7 protein-coding genes are annotated in these 25,959 nt (G+C 74.7%); all 7 read right to left on the bottom strand.

From position 1 onward, the window contains the following. Positions 1 to 76: 76 nt before the first annotated feature. The 7 genes from ABGB18_RS19985 to ABGB18_RS19955 are packed head-to-tail and all read right to left on the bottom strand — an operon-like array spanning position 77 to position 25,957. Positions 77 to 1,372 (bottom strand): MFS transporter, encoded by a 1,296-nt coding sequence (locus tag ABGB18_RS19985; RefSeq protein ID WP_347697045.1) that lies wholly within the window; start codon positions 1,370 to 1,372, stop codon positions 77 to 79. Continuing rightward, positions 1,350 to 5,360, bottom strand: a complete 4,011-nt coding sequence (locus ABGB18_RS19980) for an amino acid adenylation domain-containing protein (RefSeq protein WP_347697044.1) — start codon at positions 5,358 to 5,360, stop codon at positions 1,350 to 1,352. Before ABGB18_RS19980 ends, ABGB18_RS19985 begins: the two co-directional genes overlap by 23 nt. Continuing rightward, complete coding sequence (locus ABGB18_RS19975; protein WP_347697043.1) at positions 5,357 to 11,956, bottom strand: amino acid adenylation domain-containing protein; 6,600 nt, start codon at positions 11,954 to 11,956, stop codon at positions 5,357 to 5,359. Before ABGB18_RS19975 ends, ABGB18_RS19980 begins: the two co-directional genes overlap by 4 nt. Further along, positions 11,953 to 15,045, bottom strand: coding sequence for an amino acid adenylation domain-containing protein (locus ABGB18_RS19970; protein ID WP_347697042.1), 3,093 nt, complete (start codon positions 15,043 to 15,045; stop codon positions 11,953 to 11,955). Before ABGB18_RS19970 ends, ABGB18_RS19975 begins: the two co-directional genes overlap by 4 nt. Before the next feature lie 13 nt (positions 15,046 to 15,058). Further along, on the bottom strand, positions 15,059 to 15,250 hold the full coding sequence (locus ABGB18_RS19965) for an MbtH family NRPS accessory protein (protein ID WP_347697041.1): 192 nt from the start codon (positions 15,248 to 15,250) through the stop codon (positions 15,059 to 15,061). 1 nt (position 15,251) lies between these two features. Continuing rightward, positions 15,252 to 20,753, bottom strand: coding sequence for an SDR family NAD(P)-dependent oxidoreductase (locus ABGB18_RS19960; RefSeq protein ID WP_347697040.1), 5,502 nt, complete (start codon positions 20,751 to 20,753; stop codon positions 15,252 to 15,254). Continuing rightward, on the bottom strand, positions 20,750 to 25,957 hold the full coding sequence (locus ABGB18_RS19955) for an amino acid adenylation domain-containing protein (protein ID WP_347697039.1): 5,208 nt from the start codon (positions 25,955 to 25,957) through the stop codon (positions 20,750 to 20,752). Before ABGB18_RS19955 ends, ABGB18_RS19960 begins: the two co-directional genes overlap by 4 nt. Positions 25,958 to 25,959 lie beyond the last annotated feature (2 nt).

Below are 25,959 nucleotides of genomic sequence, written 5' to 3'. Positions count from 1 at the left end.
CTTGGAGGGCCGCGCCGAGCAGCTCGGCCGGCCGGTCGAGCTCAACTCCTGAACGTTCGCCCGGCCGCGGTCCGGGTCAGGTCGCGGCCGGCGCCTCGGGCATCTCGCGCATCCGGGGGATCGGGGACAGCGCCAGCACGATCATCGGCACGACCGCGCCGATCACCGCCGCGACCAGGACCACCGGCCGCATGCCCACGGCCTCGCCGAGCAGCCCGGCCAGCAGGGCGCCGAGCGGCGCGGGCACCAGCCCCATCGCCCAGATGGTGGCGATGACCCGGCCGACGAGCTCGCGCGGCGTCGCCGACTGCAGCACGGTGATGTTGTTGACCACGAACACCTGCGTGCACAGGCCGACCAGCAACTGAGAGCAGGCCAGCACGCCGATCGCCAGCCAGAGCGGCCCGCCCGCCAGCGGCACCAGGATGAGCGCGCTGTTGCCGATGACCGTGGACCAGAACATGGTCGGCCCCGGCCCCACGCCCTTCATGAGCCGCACCGACAGCCACGCGCCGGCCACGGCGCCGACCCCGCCGACCGCGAGCACGGCCCCGACCCAGCCGGCCGGCACGCCGGCGCCGTCGATGACGTACGGGATGTAGAGGGTCTGCAGGATGCCGATGTCGAAGAAGGAGTAGACGGCGCTGGCGATGGCCAGCGGGCGGACGACCGGATGGGACATCACCCACCCGAAGCCGGCGCGGATGGCCGCGATCATGGTGCCCCCGCTGTCGGGCGGCGGCGGGTCCTCGCGCTTGCGGATGGAGATCAGGCAGAGCGCCGACAGCACGTAGCTGATCGCGTCCACCAGGATGACCAGCGGCGCCGAGCGGGTGGCGATCAGGAACCCGGCCAGGCTGGGCCCGACCGCCTTGGAGACCGAGTCGCTGAGCTGCAGCTTGCTGTTGCCGTCACCGAGGTGTTCGGGGACCACCAGCACCGGCAGGTACGACCGGTAGGCGATCTCGAACAGCACCCCGAAGACGCCCATCACGAACACGACCGCGTACAGCCACCACAGCGTCAGCATGTCCATGACGAACAGCAGCGGCACGGTGGCCAGCATGAACGCGCGGATGACGTCGCTCCAGATGAGCACCGGCCGGCGCCGCATCCGGTCCACCCACACGCCCACGACGAAGAACAGCACCATGGGCAGCCTGGACAGCGCGCCGAGCACGCCCATCTCGGCGACCGAGGCGTTCAGCCACAGGTAGGCGACGATCGGCATGGCGAGCACCGTCACCTGGGAGCCGACCAGTGACAGGCTCTCGCCGCTCCACAGCTTGAGGAAGTCGCGGTTCTGCCACAGCGTGGGAGGCAGTGTGGGGGGCCCAGTTGTGGGGGGCTCAGTCGTGGGGGGTGAGGCCATGGTCGATGCTGCTCCTCAACTCGGCGGCCGCCAGGGCGACCCGGGGCTCGTACATGACGGTGAAGCGCTCGCCGTGGATGGGCGAGATGCGCAGGCGGCCGGTGACGACGCTCCGCCAGCCCATGTCGTCGGGCGGGACGCCCTCGGCGGCGGGCGAGAACAGCAGGACGTCGCCGTCGTACGGGGCGTGCCGGTAGTGGCCGACGGCGTGCGCGTTGGCGCGGAAGACCTCGACGAACCGGCGGGCCTGGCGCAGGTCGGCGGTGTCGGGCTGCAGGGTGTCGGCGCGGGCGGCGGCGTCGATCACGGCCAGCAGCCGCTCGTCCGGGCTCATCCGGTGCAGGTCGTCCAGGTCGACCTGGACCTTGCCGCCGGCCAGGGCGTGGGTGAGCAGGACGGCGTCGTCCTCCAGCGAGGCGCGCAGCACCGGCTCGTCCGCGTCGGAGTAGAACAGGACGACGAGCGGCACCTTCTCGCCCAGCTCGCGCAGCCTCCGGGCGGTCTCCAGGGCGATGTTGCCGCCGATGCAGTAGCCGCCCAGCACGTACGGGCCGTGCGGGCGGAGCTTCAGCAGGTGGGCGGTGTAGTCGTCCACCATCTCCGCCAGCGTGGCGTGCGGCTCCTCGCCGGGGGCCAGCCCGGCTGCCTGGACCGCGTATACGGGCTGGTCGGGGCCGAGGTGGCGGGTCAGCGGCAGGTAGCGGAAGACCTGGCCGCCGAGCGCGTGGAACAGGAAGACCGGGTCGCGGTCGCCGGTGGGGCGCAACGGCACGATCCGCTGCGGGGCGCCGTCATTGTCCTGCGGGCGGCGCAGCTCAGTGGCGAGCCTGGCCACGGTCGGCGCGGTGAGCACGGCCGACAGCGGCACGTCGCGGCCCAGCTCCTTGCGCAGCCGCATGGTGAGGCGCAGGGCCAGCAGGGAGTGGCCGCCCAGGGCGAAGAAGTCGTCGTGCACGCCGATGGCGTCCACGCCCAGCGTCTCCTCCCACAGCGTGCCCAGCCTGGCCTCGAACGGGTCGCGGGGCGGGATGTACGGAGCGCGCCCGGCGTCGCCGGGCTCGGGCAGGGCGGCGCGGTCGAGCTTGCCGTTGGCGGTGACGGGCAGCGCGTCCAGCCGTACCCAGGCGGTCGGGACCATGTGGTCGGGCAACCGCCTGCGCAGCGCCGCCTCCAGGTCGTTCTGGAGAAGTTCGTCGCCGGTGGTGAGGTGGCCGCTCTCGGGGACGCCGTCACCTTCGGGCCGGTCGCCGCTGTCGGGGACGACGTAGGCGACGAGCCGCTCGCCGTGCAGCACGACGACGGCGGCGCGGATGGCGGGATCGGCGGCCAGCAGCGCCTCGATCTCGCCGAGCTCGACCCGCTGACCGCGGATCTTGACCTGGAAGTCGGTCCGGCCGAGGTACTGGACCTCGCCGGTGGGCAGCCAGCGGGCCACGTCGCCGGTGCGGTAGAGCCGTGCGCCCGGCGGGCCGTACGGGTCGGGCACGAACCGCTCGGCCGTGAGCTCGGGCCGGTTGACGTAGCCGCGGGCGAGCTGTACACCGCCCAGGCAGAGCTCGCCCGGGGTGCCGACGGGGACCCGCCGGCCGTCGGCGTCGAGGACCTCCAGGCGGGTGTTGGCGACGGGCCGGCCGATGGGCACCTGCCGCTCGCCCGGCTCGCAGGGATGCCAGGTGACGTCCACGGCCGCCTCCGTGGGGCCGTACAGGTTGTGCAGCTCGGTGTGCGGGAGGCGGCCGTGGCAGCGGGCGGCGAGCTCGGCGCCCAGTGCCTCGCCCGAGCAGACGATCCGGCGCAGCGCCGGCAGGTCGGGCTCGTCGAGGAAGAGCTCCAGCATGGACGGGACGAAATGCATGGTGGTGACGTTGTGGTCGGCGGCGAGCGCGGCCAGCCGGGCGCTGTCCCGGTGCCCGCCGGGCTCGGCGACCACCAGCCCGGCACCGACCATGAGCGGCCAGAAGAGCTCCCACACCGAGACGTCGAACGACAGCGGCGTCTTGTGCAGTACGCGCTCGTCCGGGGCCAGCCCGAACGCCTCCTGCATCCACCGGAGCCGATTGACGATCGCCCGATGCGACACACCGACCCCCTTGGGGCGGCCGGTGGAGCCCGAAGTGAAGATCACGTACGCCAGCGCGTCAGGATGCACACGCGGCGGCGACGCGCTGGCGCCGGGCATGGTGGTTGCCGGGGGTGTGGCGTCGGCGGTGGTGGCCTCGCTGACCGGGCCAGGGTCGGTGAGGGTCAGGGCGACACCGTCCGGTAGCACCGCCGTCCCCGCTTCGCCCGCCATGCCGGCCGTATTCGCGGTCAGGACCGTGCGCGCCCGCGCGTCTTCGATCATGTACGCCAGCCGTTCCGGTGGCAGGTCGGGCTCCAGTGGCAGGTAGGCGGCACCGGCACCGAGCACGCCGAGCAGGGCGGGCAGCAGGTCGGGGCCGCGTTCGAGGCAGACGCCGACGACGTCGCCGGGGCGGGTGCCGGCGGCCAGCAGCCGGGCGGTGATCGCGCGGGCTCGCTCGATCAGCTCGCGGTAGGTGATCCACGTGCCGTCGTAGCAGACGGCGGGCGCGGTCGGGGTGCGCGCGGCCTGCTCGCTGATCAGGTCGTGCAGTGTCGCGCTCGGGTAGAGCTGGGCTGTGGCGTTCCAGCCGTCGATGGCGGCGGCGTCGCGAACCAGGTACGGGTCGGCGGGGCGCGGGTCGGAGGCGGGGTCGGCGGCCTGGCGGAGCGCGGTGAGGTAGTGCTCGCCGATCCGGCCGATCTGGTCGGCACCGAACTGGGCCCGGTCGTAGGTGAGGGTGAGGTCGAACCCGCCGTGCTCGCGCGAGCGGCTGAACGCGGCGGCGAACGGCACGTCGGTCTGCTCGAAGAAGTCCTGGCTCACGATCTCGACGCCGGGCAGGCCACGGTAGACGTGGAAGTCGCGGAAGTCGAACAGCACGTCCAGCAGCGGGGAACGGCCGGCCGCCCGCTGGATCTCGAACAACGGATACCGCCGATGCGGCAGCAGCGCCACCTCCGCCTCGAACACCCTGCGCACCAGCACCGCCCAGGTCGGGGCGGTCACGTCCAGGCGCAGCGGCACGGTGTTCAGGAACAGGCCGAGCACCTCCTCCCCGGCCTCGCTCTCCGGCCGGCTGTGCGTGACCAGACCGGTCATCACCTCGCTCTCACCGGTGAGCAGGGCGAGCACGCGCAGGTGGGCGGCCAGCAGCAGGGTTCGCAACGGCACCGCCAGCTCCCTGGCCGCAGCGCTGAGCCGTTCCAGCGACTCCGCCGCCAGCGGCACCCGCAACACCTCAGCCCCCGGCTCGCCGTTCAGCTTGGGTGGGCGGGGGAGGCGGGTGTCGGGGGCGTCGGTCACCTGGGTGTGCCAGAAGGCGCGTGTCTCTGGGGAGGCGACCGCGGTGCGTTCCGTGGCCACCAGATCGCGGAAGGCCGCGCCGGGGCGGGTGAGCGGCAGCGGGTCTCCGGACAGGTGCCCGTGATAGCGGCTCAACAGTTCGGTGACCAGGGCAGCCACGCTCCACCCGTCGAGGATGGCGTGGTGGAAACTCAGGCTGAACGCGAACAGCTCCCCGGACAGCACGTGCACATGCGCGCGGGCCAGCGGCGGCGACGACCAGTCGAACGGCCGCCGTTTCTCCGCCTCCGACCACTCCGCCAGCAGGTCGCCCGCCGCCGGATCGCCTGAAAGGTCCGTCACCTCCAGCGGCAGCGTGGCGACGCGGTGCACGAGCTGCAACGGCTCGCTGAACCCGGTCAGGTCGATCGAGGTGCGCAGGACGGGATGCCGGGCGGTCACCTCGGCCAGCGCCGCCTCGAACGCCGCCGCGTCGAACCGGCCGCGCAAGGTGATCGTGGTCAGGTCGTGGTAGGTGGCCGCGTCCGGCTCGTACGCGCTGTGGTAGAGCATCCCGGCCTGCAACGCGGCCAGAGGATAGGCGTCCTCCAGGCCGCGCGCGGCTCCCGTCGTGACGGTCATCGCCTCTCGCCTTCCAGCAGTCGTGCCAGGTCCTCGGGATTGAGCAGGCCGAACGGGGTTTCGGGCGCCTCGGGTGGTTCGGCCACCGCCGATGCGGGCAGGAGCCGTCCGGCCAGCTCCCTGATGGTCTGGTGGCGGAAGAGCTGCTCCAGCCGGACCGCGTAACCGGCCTCGCGCAGGCGGGCGACCACCTTGAGACTGCGGATGGAGTCACCGCCGACGGCGAAGAAGTTGTCGTGGGCCGAGACCCGCTCCAACCCCAGCACCCCCTGCCAGGCGTCGGCGACGGCCACCTCGGCCGCTCCCTCGGGTTCGGCGGGTACGGCGGCCTCGGGGGTCCGCGGGTCGGGGAGGGCGTTCCTGTCGAGCTTGCCGCTGCGGTTGAGGGGCAACTCGCCGAGCACGGTCCAGGTTCTGGGGATCATGTGGTCGGGCAACGTGCCACGCAGCATCCGCTCCCATTCGCCCGCCCTGTCCGCCGGGTCCGTCGTTTTCGCGGTGGTTGGTTCGGCGGGGACCACGTAGCCGGCCAGGCGGAGGCCGGTGCCGTCCCTGATGGCGCGGACGGCGGCGGCGCGGACGCCCGGCAGGGCTGCCAGGGCCGTCTCGATCTCGCCCGGTTCGACCCGCATGCCGCGGATCTTGACCTGGTGGTCGGAGCGGCCGAGGTAGTCGATCTCGCCGTCGGACCGCCATCGGGCCAGGTCGCCGGTGTCGTACAGCCGCCCGGCCGGGGGGCCGTACGGGTCGGGGACGAAGCGTTCGGCCGTCAGCGCCGGCCGGGCCGCGTACCCCCGGGCGAGTTGTACGCCGCCGATCCACAGGTTGCCCGGCACGCCGACGGGGACGCGGTTCATCCGGTCGTCGAGGATCTCCAGCCGGGTGTTCGCCACCGGTCGCCCGATCGGGATCGTGCTCTCTCCCGCCCGGCACGCGTGCCATGACACGTCCACCGCCGCCTCGGTCGGCCCGTACAGGTTGTGCAGGCCCGCTCCGGGAAGCGCGGCGGCGAACCGGGCGGCCAGGTCGGCCCCGAGCGCCTCCCCCGAGCAGACCACGGTACGGAGCGCGCCGAGCCGCGCTCCCAGCCCGGGCTCCGCCAGGAAGGCGTCGAGCATGGACGGTACGAAGTGCACGGTGGTGACCGACTCGCCCTCCAGCAGGTCGGCCAGGTGGGCGGGGTCGGCGTGCCCGCCGTGCCGGGCGAGGACCAGCCCGGCGCCGGTCATCAGCGGCCAGAACAGCTCCCACACCGACACGTCGAACGAGAACGGCGTCTTGTGCAGCACCCGGTCGTCCCCGGTCAGCCGGAAGGCGTCCTGCATCCAGTGCAGCCGGTTCACGATCGCCCGGTGCGAGACGCCGACCCCCTTGGGCCTGCCGGTGGAACCCGAGGTGAAGATCACGTACGCGAGGGAGTCGGGGTGCGGCTGGATCCCGAGCGGCCCGCCGTCCTCGGCGGCGACGGCCTCGGCGTCGCGGTCGAGCAGCAGCACCGTCGCGACCGCGGCCTGGGTGCCCTCGGCCGGGGTGCCTGCCGAGTGTGGCAGCCGGCCGGTGAAGCGTTCGAGTGAGACGGTGAGCCGGGCGCCCGCGTCGGCCAGCATGCCCGCCAGGCGCTCGGCCGGGTGATCGGGCTCCAGCGGCAGGTAGGCGGCACCGGTGGCGACGACCGCGTGTACGGCGATGACCAGGTCCGCCCCTCGCTCCAGGCACACCCCGACCACCTGGCCGGGTCCGGCCCCGAGTGCGCGCAGCCGCCTGGCCAGGCGGTTCACCCGGTCGGCGAACTCCTCGTAGGTGAGCCAGGCCCGGGTCCCCGCCGGGGTCTCGAAACCCAGCGCGGGCGCGTACGGAGTCCGGGCGGCCTGGCCGGACACCAGCGTCGGCAGCGTGGCGGGCCCGGCGGCGGCGAGGGTGCCTGTGTCGTTGGCCCGGTGGATGGTGTCCAGCTCGGCGGGGGTGAGCAGGGGCAGGTCGGCGACCGGCCGCCGCGGCTCGGCGACCGCGGCCGACAGGAATGTGCGGAAGTGGTCGGCGAAACGCTCCATCCGGTCGTGCTCGAACAGGTCCTCCGCGTAGTGCAGCACGCCCGTGAGCCGGTCGCCGGCTTCCTCGATCACCAGGTGCAGGTCAGCCTGCGTCACCCCCGGGTCGAGGTCGAGGGTACGCAGGGCGATCCCCGCCACGTCCGGCGGCGCCGGCGGCACGTTCTGGTAGGCGAGCATCACCTGGAACAGCGGGTTGCGGGCCAGGTCACGCTCCTCGGCCAGCTCCTGTACCAGCACCTCGAACGGCAGCTCGGCGTGGTCGTGCCCGTCCAGTACGCGTTCGCGGGTGCGTGACAGCAGCTCGGCGAAGCTCGGCTCGCCGGACAGGTCGCCGCGCAGCACGAGCGTGTTCAGGAAGAGCCCGGCCATCTCCTCCGCGTCCGGATGGGCCCGGCCGGAGACCGGGGTGCCGACGGCGATGTCGGTACGCCCCGTGTACCGGGCCAGCACCGCCTGGAACGCGGCCAGCAGCACCATGAACGGCGTCACCTGCCGCTCCAGCGCGAGGGCCCGCACCGCCGCCACCGTCCGGGCGTCGATCGGGAACGTCAGCCGCCGCCCTGCCATGCTCGCCGGTCCCTGCCGGTGCCGGTCCGCGGGCAGGTCCAGGGTGGCGGGCAGGCCGGCGAGCGCGTCCTTCCAGTACGCCAGGTCGGCCGCCCGCTCGGAGACCCGCGCCCGATGCCAGGCGGCGAAGTCCCGGTAGCCGGTGGTGAGCGGAGGTAGCTCGGCCGGGGTGCCGGTGACCCGTGAGCGGTAGAGCTCCATCAGGTCGCGCAGGAGGATCGACAGGGTCCACCGGTCGGCGATGACGTGGTGCAGGGTGAGGTACAGCTCGTGTTCCGTCGCGCCGTGCCGTACCAGGGCGGCGCGCGCGAGTGGACCGGCGGCCAGGTCGAACCGGTGCCGCGCCTCCTCCAGCCCCACGTCCGCACCCGGCCGCACGGCCAACCGCGGCCTGTGGGCGCCCTCCCGGAGGGCGGGTTCGCCGTCGTCGTCCACGATGACCAGGCGCAGGGCGTCGTGCCGGTCCACCAGGTCGTCGAACGCGACGGTCAGCGCGGCCACGTCGAGCGGGCCGGTCAGCCGCTCGGCCCAGGCGACGTTGTAGGCGGGGTTGCCGGGGTCGAGCTGGTCCAGGAACCAGAGCCGGGCCTGCGCATGAGAGGGCCGCACCGGCCCACCGGACGCGGTCGGGATCGGCCCGAAGTCCTCGGGGCCGAGGCGGTCGGTGTTGGGCCCGCCGGGGTCGGCGAGGTTGGAGGTGTCGGGGATGAGCGGAGCGAGGCCGGCGATGGTCGGGGTGGTGAAGCAGCGTCGCAGTGTCACCTCGGCGCCGTAGGTTTCCCTGAGCCTGACCACCAGGCGCATGGCCAGCAGGGAGTGGCCGCCGAGGGCGAAGAAGTCGTCCTCGATCCCGATGTCGTCGCGGTCGAGCAACTCGGTCCAGATGGTGTGGAGGGCGTGTTCGGCGGGGGTCCGTGGTGGGTGTCGCCGGGCCGCCTCGCCGGTACGCCTGGCGGGCGCCGGCAGGGCCGCCCGGTCGAGCTTGCCGCTGGGCAGCACGGGGAGGTCGGACACGAACACGAAGGCGGCCGGGATCATCGCTTCCGGGAGGCGGGCTCGCAAGTGTGCTCGCAGTTCGCTTTCCCCGCCCGAGCCCTCTGAGGTCCCTGAGCCGTCCGAACCGCCCGAGCCGCCCGGGCTGGTCGAGCCGCCTGGGTCGTTTCCCCTGCCGGTGTTGATGACGTAAGCGACGAGGCCGCGGCCGCCGGGGGCGTCGTCGCGGACGGCGACGACGGCTCGCCGCACCGAGGGGTGTGCGTTCAGGACCGCGGCGACCTCGTCGAGTTCGATGCGGACGCCGCGCACCTTGACCTGGTCGTCCAGGCGGCCGAGGTATTCCAGGGTGCCGTCGGGGCGCCGGCGGGCCAGGTCCCCGGTGCGGTAGAGGCGGCCGCCCGGCGCGCCGAAGGGGTCGGGGACGAAGCGTTCGGCGGTCAACGCCGCCCGGCCGTGATACCCCCGGGTCACCCCGGTTCCGCCCAGCAGCAGCTCACCGGGCACGCCCACGGGGACCGGCCGCAGGCCGGGGTCCACCACGTAGGTCGCGGTGTTGGCGACCGGCCGGCCGATCGAGCCGCCCCGGTCGTCGGTGACGCGGCGCCGGGTGGACCACACGGTGGTCTCGGTGGGGCCGTACAGGTCCCACAGCTCGTCCGTGACGGTGAGCAGGCGGGCGGCGAGCGGGCCGGGGAGCGCCTCGCCCGTGCTGATCACCCGGGGGACCCGGTGGGCCAGCGCGGGCAGCAACCCCTCCAGGACGGAGGGGGTGGCCTGGACGGTGTGCAGGTCGCCGCGCTGGATGAGGTCGTGGACCCGTTCGATGCCGGTGGCCGAGGCGAGCACGACGGTGCCGCCGGTGACCAGCGGGCCGAAGATCTCGATCATCGCGATGTCGAACGACACCGAGGTCAGGAACAGGAAACGCGCGCCGGGCGCGAGGCCGGGCCGCTCGCGTACGTCCCAGAGCAGGCTGACCAGACCCCGGTGCGGCACCACCACGCCCTTGGCCCGGCCGGTGGAGCCGGAGGTGTAGATCAGGTACGCGGCCTGGTCCGGGTGGAAGGCGGCCTCCTGGGCGGTACGGGTGCTCTCTGTGACAGGCGGATCAGGGAGGGCGTCGAGGAGGAGCAGGCGTGCGGTCGCCGGCAGGCGGTCCCGGAGGGAGGCGACGGTGACCACCAGGGCGGCGCCGGAGTCGGTGACGATCTGGTCGAGGCGGTCCGGCGGGTAGCCGGGGTCCAGAGGGACGTAGCAGCCGCCGGCCTTGAGGACGGCCAGCAGGGCCGCCACCACGTCCGGGTCCCGGGGGAGGCACACGGCGACCCTGGTCTCCCGGCCGACGGCGAGGGAGCGGAGCTCGGCGGCCAGGTCGTTCGCACGGGACTCAAGCTCGGCATAGGTCAGGGACGTGCCGTCCGGGCCCTCGACGGCCGTCGCGGCGGGGGAGCGGGCGGCCTGCTCGGCGACCAGGTGGTGGATGCCACGGCCGGGGTACGGGGTCGCGGTGTCGTTCCAGGCGTGCAGGGTGTTCCGGAGCTCGGCCGGGTCCATCAGCGGCAGCTCGGAGAGCCGCAGGCCGGGGGTGGCCACGGCGGCGCTCAGCAGCGTACGCAGATGGGCGGCCAGGCGCCGCGCGCGGTCGTCGTCGAACAGGTCGGTGGCGTAGTCGAGCACGCACAGCAGCGAACCGTCCGACCGCTCCTCCACGATGAGGTCCAGGTCGAACATGGCGGTGCCGGGGCGCACGTCCAGGCGTTCCAGGCGCAGGCCGCGCGGGTCGCCCGGCAGCTCGGGGGTGTTCTGGTAGGCGAGCATGACCTGGAAGAGCGGGTTGCGGGACAGATCCCGGCCGCTGGACAGCTCCTCCACCAGCGTCTCGAACGGCAGACCCGCATGGTCGAACGCGGCCAGCGCCCGCTCCCTGGTACGGCATACCAGCTCGGTGAAGGACGGGTCGCCGGACAGGTCGCCGCGCAGCACCACCGTGTTGAGGAACAGCCCGACGGTCTGGTCCAGGGAGGGGTGCGGGCGGGCGGACATCGGCGTGCCGATCGGGATGTCGGACCGGCCGGTGTAGCGGGCGAGCAGCGCCTGCAGGGCACTGACGAGGACCATGAACGGCGTGGCCCGCTCGCCGGCGGCCAGGTCACGCAGCCCGGCGCCGAGGGTGCCGTCCAGCTCGAACAGCAGGCGGCGGCCCCGGTTCGACCGCATGGGCGGGCGCGGCCGGTCGGCGGGCAGGTCGAGCACGTCCGGCAGGCCGTCGAGGGCCTTGCGCCAGTAGTCCAGGTCCCGCTCCCGGGACTGGCCGCCCCGCTGCCAGGCCACGTAGTCGGCGTACGGCATCGGCCGCGCGGGCAACGGCTCCCCGGCGTAGAGCCGGAAGAGGTCCCTGAACAGGATCGCCACCGACCAGCGGTCGGCCAGGATGTGGTGCAGGGTCAGGATCAGGCGGTGCTCCCGGGAGGCGACGCGCAGCAGGCGGGCCCTGGTCAGTGGGCCGGTGCTCAGGTCGAAGGCGAAACGGGCCTCGTCGCGGGCGACGGCGTCGGCCTCGGCGGCGGACATCGTCTCGACGACCAGCGCGGGGCGGGTGGGGCCGGGGGCCTGGCGGGGCTCGCCGTCGCGCGTCCCGATCGCGTACCCGAGCATCGGGTGCCGGTCCACGAGCGCGTCGAACGCGGCGGCCAGCGCGGCGGCGTCCAGGTCGCCCACGATCCGGTACGCCCACGACAGGGTGTAGGCGGGGTTGCCCGGGTCGAGCTGATCGACCACCCAGAGCCGGCGCTGCCCATCGGACAGCGCCCCCTCGGACACCGGCCCGGAGTCCGGGCCCGGGGGGTGCGGGAAGGGCGCGGGATCGGAGTCCGGCCCGTCCTTCTTCGCGGCCCGGGCACGCGTGAGGCGGGCCTCCAGCGCGGCGCGCTGTTCCGGGCTGAGCCTGGCCAGCCGCGCGCGTACCCCGTTCCCGTCGCTCACTGCTCCTCCTCCAGGAGTTCCAGCAGGTCGGCATCCGTCAGTCCCTCTTCGAGCACCGCCAGCGCCTGCTCCTCGACGGTGGTGGCGTCGAAGCAGCGGCGCAGCGGCAGCTCGACGCCGAACTCGTCGTCGATCCGGCCGACGAGGCGGACCACCAGCAGGGAGTGGCCGCCCAGGGCGAAGAAGTCGTCGGTCACCCCGACGCGCTCCCGGCCGAGCAGCTCGGCCCAGATGGCGGCGAGGGTCTCCTCCATCGGGGTGCGCGGCGGCACGTACGCGGCAGTCGCGCCCCCGGCCCGCGGCGGCGGGAGGGCGGCGCGGTCGAGCTTGCCGCTGGGCAGCACGGGGAGGTCCGGCACGGACACGAAGGCGGCCGGGATCATCCCCTCCGGGAGCCGGGCTCGCAGGTGTGCCCGCAGCTCGGCTTCCTCCCCGGTTCCGATGACGTAGGCGACCAGGCCGCGCCCGCCGGGGGCGTCGTCGCGGACGGCCACGACGGCTCGCCGCACCGAGGGGTGCTCGTCGAGTACGGCGGCGACCTCGTCGAGCTCGATGCGGACGCCCCGCACCTTCACCTGGTCGTCCAGGCGGCCGAGGCATTCCAGGGTGCCGTCCGGGTGCCGCCGGGCCAGGTCCCCGGTGCGGTAGACCCGTCCGCCCGGCGCGCCGAAGGGATCCGGTACGAACCGCTCGGCCGTCAACGCCGCCCGGCCGTGATACCCCCGCGTCACCCCGGCTCCGCCCAGCAGCAGCTCGCCCGGTACGCCCACCGGGACCGGCCGCAGGTCGCCGTCCACCACGTACGCGGTCGTGTTCGCCACCGGCTCCCCGATGAGCATCGTGGCGGGGGAGTGCGGCACCCGGTACGCGGTGGACCAGATCGTCGTCTCCGTGGGCCCGTAGAAGTTCCACAGCTCGCCGGTGACCGTGAGCAGGCGGGTGGCCAGGTCGAGGGGCAGCGGTTCGCCGCCGAGGACGGCGCGGGGCAGCCCCGGCGGCAGGTGCTCGACCGCCAGGCTCGCCACCGACGGGGTGAGCTGGACCAGGTCCACCTCCTCGGCGGCCCGGCGGATCTCCTTGGGCGTGCGGGCGGCGTCCTCGGGAGCGATCACGAGGGTTCCGCCGGACAGCAGCGGCGTGAAGATCTCCAGGGCCGCGATGTCGAAGGACAGCGAGGTCAGGTACAGCGCGCTGCCGCCGCCCAGCCGCCTGATCACGTCGGTGACCAGGTTGACCACGCCGCGATGCGGCACCTGCACCCCTTTGGGCCGCCCGGTGGAGCCGGAGGTGTAGATGAGGTATGCCAGGTGGTCCGGCCCCACCGAGGGCAGCGGCCCGGTGCCGGCGCACTCGGTGAGCTGGTCCAGCAGCAGCTCCGGAGGCCGGTCCACGGGCAGCCGGTCGCGGTGGTCGGAGTCGGTGAGCAGCAGGGCGGCGCCGGAGTCGGCCAGCAGGTAGGCCAGCCGCTCCGCCGGGTACGCCGCGTCCAGCGGCAGGTAGCAGGCCCCCGCCCGCAGCACCGCGAGCAGCGCGACGATCTGGTGCACGCCACGCGGCAGGCACAGCGCCACGCACGACTCGGCCCGTACACCCCTGGCCACCAGCCGCCCGGCCAGCGCCTCGGTGCGGGCGTCGAGCTCGGCGTAGGTGAGCTCCACGCCGTCCGGAGCCCGTACCGCCACCGCGCCCGGGGTGCGCGCCGCCTGCTCGGCGACGAGCTCGTGCAGGGCCCGCTCCGGGTACGGCACGGCGGTGTCGTTCCAGCCGGTCAGCACCTCCCGCCGCTGCGCCTCCGTCATCAGCGGCAGCTCGGACAGCCGCGCCGACGGGTCGGCGACGGCGGCCTCCAGGACCAGCCGGTACGCACCGGCCAGGCGGGCGATGGTGTCCGCGTCGAACAGGTCGGTGCTGTATTCGAGGTAGACACCGGCGTCACCGGCCGTCCTGACGACGTCCACGTTCAGATCGAGCTGGGCGGTGCCGTTCGGGAACTGCCCGCGCGACTCCATCGGCAGCAGGTTGAATCCCACCTGGAAGAGCGGCGTGCGGCTGGTGTCACGGACCGGCTGGAGCGCCTCGACCAGCCGGTCGAACGGCACCTCGGCGTGGTCCAGCGCGTCGAGGACGGTCTCCCGCACCCGGTCCACCAGCTCGCCGAACGACGGGTCACCGCCCAGGTCGGTACGCAGCACCAGGGTATTGACGAACATGCCGATCAGCGGCTCGAACTCGGGCAGGTCACGCCCGGCCACCGGCGTGCCCACCGCGACGTCGGACTGGCCCGCGTACCGGGAGAGCAGCGCCTTCAGCCCGGCCAGCAGCACCATGAACAGGGTCGCGCCGCGCCGCCTGGCCAGCGCTTCCAGCCCGTCCACCAGGCCGGCGGGCAGCGCCAGGTGGTGCTCGGCCCCGGCGTGCCCGCGGACGGCCGGCCGGGGCCGGTCGGTGGGCAGCCCCAGGTCGGGCGGCAGGCCGGCCAGCCGTTCCCGCCAGTGGCCGAGCTGGGCGGCGAGCACCCCCCGGCCGAGGTGCTCGCGCTGCCAGGCGGCGTAGTCGGCGTACTGGACGGGCAGGTCGGGCAGCCGCGGCGGGCGGTCCTCGTCGAACGCGGCGTGCAGCTCCCGCAGCTCCTCGGCGAGGTTGGTGCCGGAGCGGGCGTCGAACACGGCATGGTGGACCACGAACACCAGCCGCTGCTCCCCGCCCGGCATCCGCACCAGGCGCGCCCGCCACAGCGGCGCCCGGTCCAGCGCGAACGGCCGCCGCGCCTCCGCCAGGGCCAGCGCGCGGAACTCGCGCTCGGCCCGTTCCGGCGGCAGCTCGCGCAGGTCGGTCCGGGGGAGGGCGACCGGCAGCTCGACCTGGACGATCTGGACGAGACCGCCGTTCTCGACCGTCAGGGCGGTGCGCAGCGTCTCATGCCGCCGGACCAGCTCGTCCAGCATCCGCTCGCACCGGTCAGGACCGCCCCGCTCGGGCAGCTCGATCACGGCATTGACGTGGTACGCGGGCGCGCCCGGATCGAGCCGGGCCAGGAACCACAGCCGTTCCTGGGCGTACGAGGCGGGAAAGGCGTACGTGCCGGTCACCGGGGCCGCTCCTCTACTGCCCCATGGCCTCGCGCAGGCTGCGCGGGCGCATGTCGGTCCAGACCTGCTCGATGTGGTCGAGGCAGCTCTGCTTCGCCCCTTCGAATCCGGCCTCCCGCCAGCCCCGTGGCAGGGGACGGTCGGCGAACCAGATGGAGTACTGCTCCTCGTCGTTGACCACGACCTTGTACTGGCCGTCCCGCATGTCAGCGCCTTTCCTCTCGGGGGAGCCGGGTGATCGTCGTTGCCGGTTTCTGGGCGTCCTGGCCGCGCAGCTCCTCCACCAGCGCGGCCATGCCGGCCACGGTGGGCACCTGGAAGAGGCTGCGCATGGGCAGCCGGACGCCGACCTTCTTCCTGATGAGGGCGATGAGCTGGACCGCCACCAGCGAGTTGCCGCCCAGCTCGAAGAAGTCCTGCTCGACGCTGACGCGGCGGGCGCCGAGCACCTCGCCCCACAGCCCGGCGAGCAGGCCCTCCAGGTCATTGCGGGGGGCGACGTGGTCGTCGGAGGCCGCCTCGGCCCCGCCGGCGGCGGAGGCGGAGGCCAGCTCGTCGGCCACGGTGTCCTGGGTCAGCTCGCGTACGCCGGCCACGAACTCGGGCAGCGCGGTGGCGTTGGCCACGACCTGGGCGCCCAGGTCCGTGGCGAGCAGGCGGCGGAAGGCCTCGGCGCCGTCCGCGGGCGGGATGCCGCGCCTGGCCCCGTCGAGGTCGAGGGCGACGCCCGCGGTCGCGGACTCCTCCTTCACCGTCACGTCCTCGGCCCCGTGCCTGGCCCTCTCGCCGACGGTGCGGGTCATCGACTGCCGGTCGATGCGCCTGAGCACGAAGTCGGAGATGCTCACCATCGGCTCGCCGGCGTCGTCGTACAGGGTGAGGTCGGCGGCGAGCACCTCGCCGCCGCCGGTGTCGCGGATCCGGGCGTGGCTCCACAGCGTGGCCGGGAGGGGGGCGTGCACGGTGAGGCGGCCGTAGCCGAGCGGCAGGTAGCTGTGCTCGCCGGAGACGGCGATGAACGCGGTCGCCTCGTCCAGCAGCGCCGGGTGCAGCGGCAGCGCGGCCAGCTCGGCGGCGACCTCGGGGCCGGCGACCAGGTGGGCGAGCTGCTCGTTCTGGCCGAGCCGCACGTCACGCAGGCTGCTCCACCGCGGCCCGAACGTGACCAGCCCGGACGCCGACGCGAACGGATTCGCCTCGCCGGTGCCGTGGGTGCAGCGGGCCCGCGCCTCGGCGAGGGCAGGCAGGCCGTCCCCGGCGGGCTCGCCGGCGGCGACCCAGGCCGCCGAACCCCTGGCATGCTGGGCCTGGTCGCCGCCGGTGACGCTGACCACTTCGAAGTCCATGCCGTCGCCGGTGGGGGTGAGCAGCACCCGCAACTCGGCGGCGGACCCCTCGGTGACCGGCAGCGGCGCGACGAAGGCGACGTCGCGCAGCTCGATCGCGTGCCCGGGCCCGGGGCGCGGCACGGCCGCCTCGAACGCGGCGCGGGCGGTCTCCAGGTAGCCGGTGCCGGGCATCACCGGCACCCCGGCCACCCGGTGCTCGCCCAGGACCCAGTGCGTCTCGGGCGACAGGGTGGCGGCGTACCAGGGGTGGCGGCCGGCGCTCTCGTGCCGGTGGCTGAGCACGGGGTGGTCCAGCCGGGTCACCCGGTCCCCGCGCTGCAGGGCGCGGAACGCCACCGGGGCGGCGACCTCGGCGGCCATGCCGACCTCCAGCCAGGCTCCCCAGTTCACCGACAGGACCCGGCCGGGCCAGACGTGCGCGTACGCGTCCATGAAGTTGTTGGCCGCGCAGTAGTCGACCTGCCCGAACCCGCCCGCGACGGCGGTCACCGACGAGCAGAGCAGCACGAAGTCGAGCGGCAGGTCGCCGAACACCTCGCGCAGCGCCAGGGTGCCGGCGATCTTGGGGGCCATGACGTCGTCGGCGGCCCGGCGCTCCTTGACCTCGGCCATGCCCCCGCCGGGGACGCCGGCCGCGTGCACGACGCCGTCGATGCGGCCGAACCTGCCGAGCACCTCGTCCCTGACCTGGCGCAGCGATCCGGGGTCGGTCACGTCGGCGGCGAGCACGAGCACCTCGGCGCCCGCCCGTTCCATGCGGCGGACGGCGGCGACGGCCCGCCGCACCCGCTCCGGCGCCCCGTCGAGCGCGTCCCATTCGGCCCGGGGCGGCAGTCCGGAGCGGCCGAGCAGGACCAGCCTGGCCTGGGCGCGCCGGGCCAGGTCCTCTGCCAGGGTGAGGCCGATGCCGCCGAGCCCGCCGGTGATCACGTACACGCCGTGCCGGCGCAGCGGGTCGTCCTGCGGCGGCAGCGGCACCGGCTCGAAGCCGCGCAGCCAGCGGCGGCCGGCGCGCAGCGCGACGGGGGACGGCGGCACGCCCTCGGCCGGCTCGCCGGGCTCGGCGGCCAGCTCGGCCAGCACCTTCGCCACGTCGTACGGTCCCGGCTCCAGGTCGAGGTGGCGCGCCGTCAGCCAGCGGGCCTCCAGCGGGACGACGCCCGTGATGCCGGCGACGGTGGCGTGCTCGGGCCGGTGGACGTCCTGGCCGGTGACGCCCTGCGTGCCCGCGGTCAGGACGTCGAGCTGGACCCCCGCCTCGCGCTCGGCGCCGGCCAGCGCCTGCGCCAGGGCCAGCAGGCTGTGGAAGCCGAGGTCCTGGGCGGCGGTGGCCCGTTCGGCCGTGGTCGCGGGGTCGCCGTCGAGCGCCCAGGCGTGGATGATCCGGCCCGGCACCCCGGTCCCGGCGAGCAGCGCCTCGTAGTCGTCGCGTTCGGCCGGGCGGACGGTGATCGTGCCGTCGGGGGAGGTGCCGTACGCGCTGCCCGGGACCACCCGGACGGCCTCGGCGCCGGCCGCGCGCAGCCCGGCCAGCAGCGGCTCGGCGGCGGGCCCCGCGAACACCAGGCAGCGGAGGCCGGCGAGCGCGGCGGTCCCGCCCGGGGTGACGGGCGCCTGGCGCCAGGCGGGCACCGAGAACCACTCCTCCAGCGGCAGCGCCCCCGCGCGCGGCGGCCGGGTGAAGACCAGCTCCGGGTCGAACGCGGTGCGTACCCAGTGGTCGGCGCGCTCGTACGGGTAGGCCGGCAGCGGGACGCGGCGGGCCGGCTGGGCCAGGGCGTCGGTGTCCAGTGGGACGCCCGCCGTCCACAGGGCGCCGGCCGCCGCGTAGAGGACCTCCAGGTCGGGCGTGGCGTCGGCGGGGCCGGGCAGGCTGGCCAGCGGCCGCGGGGCGGTCCGGGGAAGCTGGGTCCTGGCCAGGCCCGCGAGCTGGCGGCCGGGGCCGCACTCCACCAGCCGCCACTCGCCCTCGGCGGCCAGCGTCGCCACGCAGTCGCCGAACCGGACCGCCTCGCGCAGGTGGCGCGTCCAGTAGGCGGGGTCGGTGGCCTGCTCGGCGGTGATCCAGGTGCCGGTGACGTTGGACAGGAAGGGCAGGCTGGGCGCGTGCCGGGCCGCGGCGGCGACGGCCTCGTGGAAGTCGCCCAGGATCGGGTCCATCATCGCCGAGTGGAAGGCGTGCGAGGTGCGCAGCGCGGTGTGCTGGACGCCGCTCCCGTCGAGCCGGGCCGCGTAGGCTGCGACCAGCTCGCCGGGGCCGGCGACGACGCACGTGCCGGGGCCGTTGACGGTGGCGATCGACAGGCCCTCCGGCAGGTCCCGGCGCACCTCCTCGTGGTCCCGGCGCACGGCGAGCATCGCGCCGGGCGGCATGCTCTGCATGAGCCGGCCCCGGGCCGCCACCAGGCGTAGCGCGTCGGGCAGCGAGAAGACGCCGGCGACGGTCGCGGCCACGTACTCGCCGATGCTGTGCCCGATCATCGCGGCCGGCTCCACGCCCCACGAGCGCCACAGGCCGGCCAGCGCCCACTCCACGGTGAACAGCGCGGGCTGGGTGAGCGCCGTCTGCCGCAGCCGGTCGTCGGCGGCCTCCCGCTCGTCCTCGGCGGGGAAGAGCAGGGTACGCGGGTCCAGGCCGAGCTCCTCGCGCAGGATCGCGGCGCACTCGTCGACGGCGGCGGCGAAGACCGGCTCCGTACGGTAGAGCCCGGCGCCCATCCCCGCGTACTGCGCGCCCTGTCCGGAGAACAGCCAGGCCACCTTGGGCGTGCCCGCCCTGCCCTTGACCACCCGGCGCGGGGTGGTCAGCGCCGTGACCGCGTCGGCGGGGTCGGCGGCCACCACGGCGGCGCGGTGCGCGTACCGGCGCCGGCCCGCCCGCAGTGTGTACGCCACGTCGGCCAGATCGGTCTCCCGGTCCTTGAGGTGGCCGGCCAGCCCGGCCACGGCGGCGTCCAGCGCCGCCGGCGTGCGGGCCGACAGCAGCAGCAGGTGGGCGGGGCGCGGCTGGGCGGTGGGCAGCGGCGCGGGCGGCGCCTGCTCGACGACCACGTGCGCGTTGGTGCCGCCGATGCCGAAGGAGCTGACGCCCGCCCGGCGCGGGAATCCGTTCGTCTCCCACTTGGTCAGCGTCGAGACGACCCGGAAGGGGTTGGTGCCGAAGTCGATGCGCGGGTTCGGCGACTCGAAGTTGAGGCTCGGCGGGATCATGCCGTGCTCCAGCGCGAGCACGGTCTTGATGAAGCCCGCGATGCCGGCGGCGGGGCCGAGGTGGCCGATGTTGGTCTTGACCGAGCCGATGCCGCACCAGCCCGCCTCGTCGGTGCCCGCGCCGATCGCGCTGGACAGGGCCGCCACCTCGATCGGATCGCCCAGCGCGGTCCCGGTGCCGTGCGCCTCGACGTAGGTGATGGTACGCGGGTCGATCTGGGCGACGCCCAGCGCCTGGGAGACCGCCGCCGCCTGGCCCTCGGCGCTCGGCGCGGAGAAGCCGACCTTGGTGGCGCCGTCGTTGTTGATCGCGTTGCCGATCACCACGGCGCGGATGTGGTCGCCGTCGGCGACGGCGTCGGACAGCCGCTTCAGCACGGCCATGCCGCCGCCCCCGCCCCAGATCGTGCCGGCCGCGGCGGCGTCGAACGCGCGGCAGTGCCCGTCGGGGGCGTAGATGCCGTCCTGGTGGAACTGGTATCCCCACTCGGCGGGCAGCTCCAGGGAGGCGCCGCCGGCGAGGGCCATGTCGCACTCGCCGGTGCGCAGCGCCTCGCACGCCACGTGCAGCGCGACCAGCGAGGAGGAGCAGGCGGTGTGCAGGGTCAGGCTGGGGCCGCGCAGGTCGAGCCGGTACGACACCATCGTGGCCAGGTAGTCGGGGTGGTTGCCGGTGTAGACGGCGAGGTTCCCGACGGAGGAGAACACCTTCTTGTTCGGCCGGATATAAAGCCATTGGTACTCGTCCGACCCGATGGCCCCGTACACGCCGATCTCCCCGGCGTACCGGGCCGGGTCGTACCCCGCGTCGTCCAGCGCGGTGCTGGCCAGCTCCAGGAACATCCGCTGCTGCGGGTCGCGCAACTCCGCCTCGCGCGGCGACATGCCGAAGAAGGCGGCGTCGAGCGCGCCGTAGCCGGCCGCGATCGAGCACGCCGGGACCCACGTCGGATCGTCGAGCAGGTAGTCGGGCACGCCGAGCGCCTCCTGCTCCGCGCGCGTGTAGAAGCGCACCGACTCGACGCCCCCGACCAGGTTGCGCCAGTAGGCGGACACGTCCCCGGCACCCGGGAGACGGCAGGCCAGGCCGACGACCGCGATCGGCTCGACCCCGGGCCCGTCTTCGTCGTGGTTCAGCGCAGCGGTCATTCGTTACTCTCCCGTCTGGCCCGGTGGGGCCGAGTTGAGGGTCGTGCCCGGCGCGCCGCGACCCGCCGGGCGGCGCGCTCCGATCCCGCCGTGCGCCGCTCGCCGTCGAGGTGCGCGGCCAGCGTCCGTACGGTGGGGAAGCGGAACAGGTCCACGATCGGCACCTCGCGTCCCAGCGAGGCGGCGAGGCGGGCCTGGACCTGAGCGGTGGCGAGCGAGTGCCCGCCGATCTCGAAGAAGTTCGCGTCGGCGGAGACCCGCGGCAGGCCGAGGACCTCCCGCCAGATGCCGGCGACGAGGCGTTCGGTCGGGGTGGCGGGCTCCTGGCCGGGCCCGGCGGCGGCGCGCGGGGGCGGGGCCGGCAGCGCGGCCCGGTCCACCTTGCCGTTCGGCGTCAGCGGCAACGCCGGCAGGAGCACGAGCTCCGTGGGGACCGCGTGGTCGGGCAGGCTCGCCGCGAGGTGGCGGCGCAGCTCCCCGGCCTGGACGGCGGCGCTCTCCGGCACCGCGTACGCGTGCAGCACCCGGCCTCCGGGCTGCTCGGCCACCTTCGCGGCGGCGGCCCGGACGCCCGGGTGCGCGGCCAGCGCCGCCTCGATCTCGCCGAGCTCGACCCGGTAGCCCCGGATCTTCACCTGCCCGTCCGCCCGCCCGGCCGGCACCACCCGGCCCTCGGGGTCGTGGCGGCCGAGGTCGCCGGTACGGTAGCGGGCCGTCTCGCCGTCCGGCTCGCGGGTGAAACGCAGCCGGGTGAGCTCGTCGTCCAGGTACGCCTCCGCCAGGCGGCGGCTCCTGACCACCACCTCGCCCAGCTCGCCGACTCCGGCGGGGGCGCCGGCGGCGTCCAGGACGAGCAGCTCCGCCCCGTCCACGCCGCGGCCGACCGGCACCGGGTCGCCGGCGGCCGCCACCGGGCCGGTGATCTCGTACAGGGCCTGGACCTGGGGGGTCTCGGTGGTGCCGTAGGTGTTGACCAGGCGGGCCTTCGGTGCCACCGCCGCGAACCTGGCCACCTCCGCGTAGGTCAGCCGGTCCCCGCCGAACAGCACCAGCCGCAGGTCGGGCAGCTCCACCCCGGCCGCGGCGATCAGCGTGGCGAGCTGGGGGGTCAGGTGCGCGACCGTGATGGCCCGCTCGCGCAGCCAGGCCGCCAGCCGGGCCGGGTCGCGTACCCGGTCCTGGCCCGGCACGTGCAGGGTCGCCCCCAGGGTCAGCGGCGTGCAGGCGTCCCGCAACAGCGGGTCGTGCGCCAGCCCGGCCAGCAACGCGAACCGGTCGTCGGCGGTGAGGTCGTACTCGGTGGCGTACCAGGCGAGGAAGCGGGCCAGCGGACGCTCGGCGGCCCGCACCGGCTTGGGCTCACCGGTGGTGCCGGAGGTGAACGACAGGTAACCCCGCCGCTCGAACGACACCGGGAACCGCACTTCGGTGAGCCCACCCGGTTTGGTGAGTCCGGCCGGTTCGGGGTGCTCGGTGGGTCCGGGACGGTGGGCCGGCTCGGGGAGCCAGTCCAGCTCGGGTGGTATGGGCACGCCGGGGCAGGCGATGAGGGCGCGGGCCCCGGCGGAGCGGGCCTGGACCGCCAGGCGGGCGGGCGGGAGGGCGGAATCCAGCATGGCCCAGCGGGCGCCGGCCCCCAGGACGCCGAGCATGAGGGCGGGCAGCTCGCGCGTGCGCGCGGCCAGGATCGCCACCGTGTCGCCCGGTCGTACCGTCGCGGACACGGCCTCGCCGATCGCCGTCATGAGACGGACCAGCTCGGCGTAGGTCAGCTCACCACCCTCACCGGCAACCGCCACCCGATCGCCGCCAGCTCGTGCGAGAGGTTCGCGAGCGCCGTCGGGTCGTGCGGGAGCGTCCCGGTCGATGGGCGGTGCCGTGGGAACGTTCCGGTCGATGTTGGGCGCTTGGGGAGTGTCCCGATGGCGGTTGCCCTGCGCGAGGATGCGTTCCAGCACGCCGGGGCCGTCCCAGGTGGGGAGTGGGGTGCTGCCGTCCGGGAGGCTCGTCCGGTGGTGTGGTCCGCTCTGGCCGGGGAGGGGGCGGAGGGACGCGTGGTGGACCGGGCGTCCGGGGGTGGTGACCAGGTCGCCGAGGATCCGGAGGTAGCCCCCGAGCAGAGCCTCGATGCGATCTCCACGGAACAGACGTGGGTTGTAGACGGCCTGCAGCACGTACCGGCCGTTCCGTTCCCCGACGTACAGGGTCAGGTCGAACAGGGCCCCCGGCAGCCCCGGCGGCAGCGGGACGGCCGTGACGCCGGGCAGGTCCAGGCGGGGCTCGGTGAAGTCGTACATGTTGAAGAGGACCTGGACCAGCGGGTTCCTGGACAGGTCGCGGCCGGGGCCGAGGCGGTCGACCAGCCGCTCCAGGTGCACGTCGAGATGGGCCAGCGCGCCGGACAGCGTCTCCTGGCAGCGCGACACGTGCGACTCGAAGGTCTCGCCGTCCTCGACCCGCAACCGTACCGGCAGCACCTGCACCAGACACCCCGTCAGCGGGTGGAAGGCCGGGTCGCGCCGGTCGGCGACCGGCGCCCCGACGATCAGGTCGCGCTGCCCGGTGAGCCGCCGCAGCACCTGCGCGAACGCCGACAGCATCACCGCGTACGGGGTGCTGCCGAGGCGCGCGGCCAGCGTGCGGACCCCGGCGCTGACAGCGGTGTCAGCCTCGGCGTCGGCACGGGCACCCTCGAACGTCTGCACGGCCGGGCGCGGATGGTCGCGGGGCAGGTCGAGTACGGTGGGCGCGCCCTCCAGGTGGTCCCGCCACCACTCCAGGCCCGCCTCCTTGTCCCGCCCGTCGAGGTAGGCCACGTACCCGCCGAACGACGTGCGCAGCGGGGCGAGCGCCGCGCGGCGGTAGGCGCGTCCGAGGTCGTCGTAGAGCACCCGCTGCGACCAGCCGTCGAACACCAGGTGGTGCGCCGTGATGGCCAGCACGTGCTCCTCGTCGGCGATCCGCAGCAGCCGGGCCCGCCACAGCGGCCCCGCCGCCAGGTCGAAGGCCAGCCGGGCCTCGGCCTCCAGCCGCTCGCCCACCTCCGGCTCGGTCACGTCCTCCACCGGCAGCGGCACCGGGCCGGGCGGCGACACGGCGACCGCCGGCACCCCGCCCGACTGCGGGACGCGCCACCGCAGCACCTCGTGCCGCTCGGCCACCACCGCCAGGGCGGCGCCCAGGGCGGCCACGTCCAGCGGGCCGGACAGGCGCTGCGCCATCGCGATGTTGTGCGCGGGCGTGCCCGGCGCCAGCCGTTCCACGAACCACATCCGCCGCTGCACCGCCGACAGCGCGGCCGGGGCCGTGGCGAGCGGCTCGTCCCGCACCGGCGGGGCGAGCTCGACCCGCCGGGCGATGCCGGCCACGGTACGGCCCGCGAGCACGTCGCTGACCTCGATCTCCCTGCCCAGGCCGACGCGCAGCAGGGCGGTCAGCCGCATGGCCACCAGCGAGTGCCCACCTGAGGCCAGGAAGTCGTCTTCCGGCCCCGGCACCCCATCCCCGAACACCTCGGCCCACGCCACCGCGACCCCGCGCTCGGTCTCGCTCATCAAGGCGCCGGGTGCGGTCTCGTTCGCCGTGGGCCGCCCCGGTCCGGCCTCCCGCAGTGCGCCGGTTGCCGGGGACGCGGTGCGGTGGGCGCGCAGGGCCGCCATGTCGATCTTGCCCGCAACCGTCAGCGGCAGCACGGCCAGCCGCACCACCCGGGTGGGCACCATGTACGCGGGCATGCTCTCCAGGCAGTGGGCCCGTACGTCGTCGATGCCGGGCGCGTCCTCCGGCGCCAGGTAGGCGGTCAGCTCCTTCAGTCCCGCCGGACCGGTCGTCACGTCCGCCACCGCCTGCCGCACCCCGGGATGCGCGCGCAGCACCGCCTCGACCTCGCCGATCTCGACGCGCTGCCCCTGGACCTTCACCTGCCGGTCCAGCCGTCCGATGAAGCCGATGCGGCCGTCTTCCTCAAGGACGACCTGGTCCCCGGTGCGGTACATGCGCGTCCCCAGGTCGCCGTACGGGTCGGGCACGAACCGATCGGCCGACAGCCCCGGCCGGTCCAGGTAGCCGCGCGCCAGTTGCGGGCCGCCGATGCACAGCTCCCCGGGGGTGCCGGGCGGGCAGGGCCGGAGAAGGTCGTCGAGGATGTAGGCGTGGCAGCCCGGCAGCGCGTGCCCGATCGGCAGCGGCCTGTCCCAGGCGCCCGCCAGCTCGGTGCCGACCACGCACACCGTGGTCTCGGTGGGCCCGTACCAGTTGTGGAAGCGCCGCCCGCCCGTCGCCCAGCGCGCCACCTGCTCGGGCCCGGCCGGCTCGCCGGCGGTGAGCAGGTCGCGCAGCCAGGGCAGCCGGCCGGGCTCCAGCAGGGGGAGCAGGGCGGGCGGGATCGTGCCCCAGGTCACCCGGTGCCGCTCCAGGAAGCGCTGGAGCCGGGCGGGATCGACCCGGTCCTCCTCGGGGATGAGCATCACGGACCCGCCGCACGCCAGCGGCGCGAAGACGTCCAGCACCGACACGTCGAACCCGAGCGCGGCGAACCCGATCGACCGGCACCCGGCGTCCAGCCCGAACACCTCGCCCGCCATCGTCACGAAGGACACCGCCGAGGCATGGCTCACCACCACCCCCTTGGGCCGTCCCGTCGATCCCGACGTGAAGAGCACATAGGCCGCCGCCCCCGGCGGTGTGACACCCGCAAGCGCCTCACCCGCCACAACGATGTCCGCCTGTGGCGTGTTCGCCGCGCTGACGTACGCGGGGGGTTCGCCCGCTACTTCGGGGCTCGCGGGTGACGGGCCGGTGGGTGGGACGTGCGCGGCCGGCCCGCGGACTGTCTCCAGGCGGACGGGCAGACCGGTCAGCAGGTCGGTGCCCGTCTCGTCCGTGACGACCGTGGTGATCCCGGCGTCCTCGATGATCCCGCTCAGCCGCCGGCGCGGATGCGAGGGGTCCAGCGGCACGTACGCGCCTCCGGACATGAGGACGCCGAGCACGCAGACCAGCAGGTCAGGAGTGCGGCGGTGGCAGATGCCGATCCGGACCTCGGGCCCGGCACCGAGACCGCGCAGCCGGTGGGCCAGCGCCGCCGCGGCGGACACCAGCTCGTGGTAGGTCAGGCCGCGGTCTCCCTGCCACACGGCGGTCGCGTCGGGAGTGCGCCCGGCCTGCGCCAGGACGAGGTCATGAAGAAGCGCCCCCTTGGTCACCC

It is taken from the genome of Nonomuraea sp. B12E4 (genome assembly GCF_039871825.1).
In the GTDB taxonomy this organism is placed as follows: Bacteria; Actinomycetota; Actinomycetes; order Streptosporangiales; family Streptosporangiaceae; genus Nonomuraea.
Note: the sequence above shows the minus strand (reverse complement) of the source record. Positions and strands in the feature narration are given on the sequence as shown.

Excerpts from the sequence above, each read along its gene's own strand:
- ABGB18_RS19985 (WP_347697045.1), bottom strand. The coding sequence starts at position 1,372 with ATGGCCTCACCCCCCACGACTGAGCCCCCCACAACTGGGCCCCCCACA.
- ABGB18_RS19980 (WP_347697044.1), bottom strand. The coding sequence starts at position 5,360 with ATGACCGTCACGACGGGAGCCGCGCGCGGCCTGGAGGACGCCTATCCT.
- ABGB18_RS19965 (WP_347697041.1), bottom strand. The coding sequence starts at position 15,250 with ATGCGGGACGGCCAGTACAAGGTCGTGGTCAACGACGAGGAGCAGTAC.
- ABGB18_RS19960 (WP_347697040.1), bottom strand. The coding sequence starts at position 20,753 with ATGACCGCTGCGCTGAACCACGACGAAGACGGGCCCGGGGTCGAGCCG.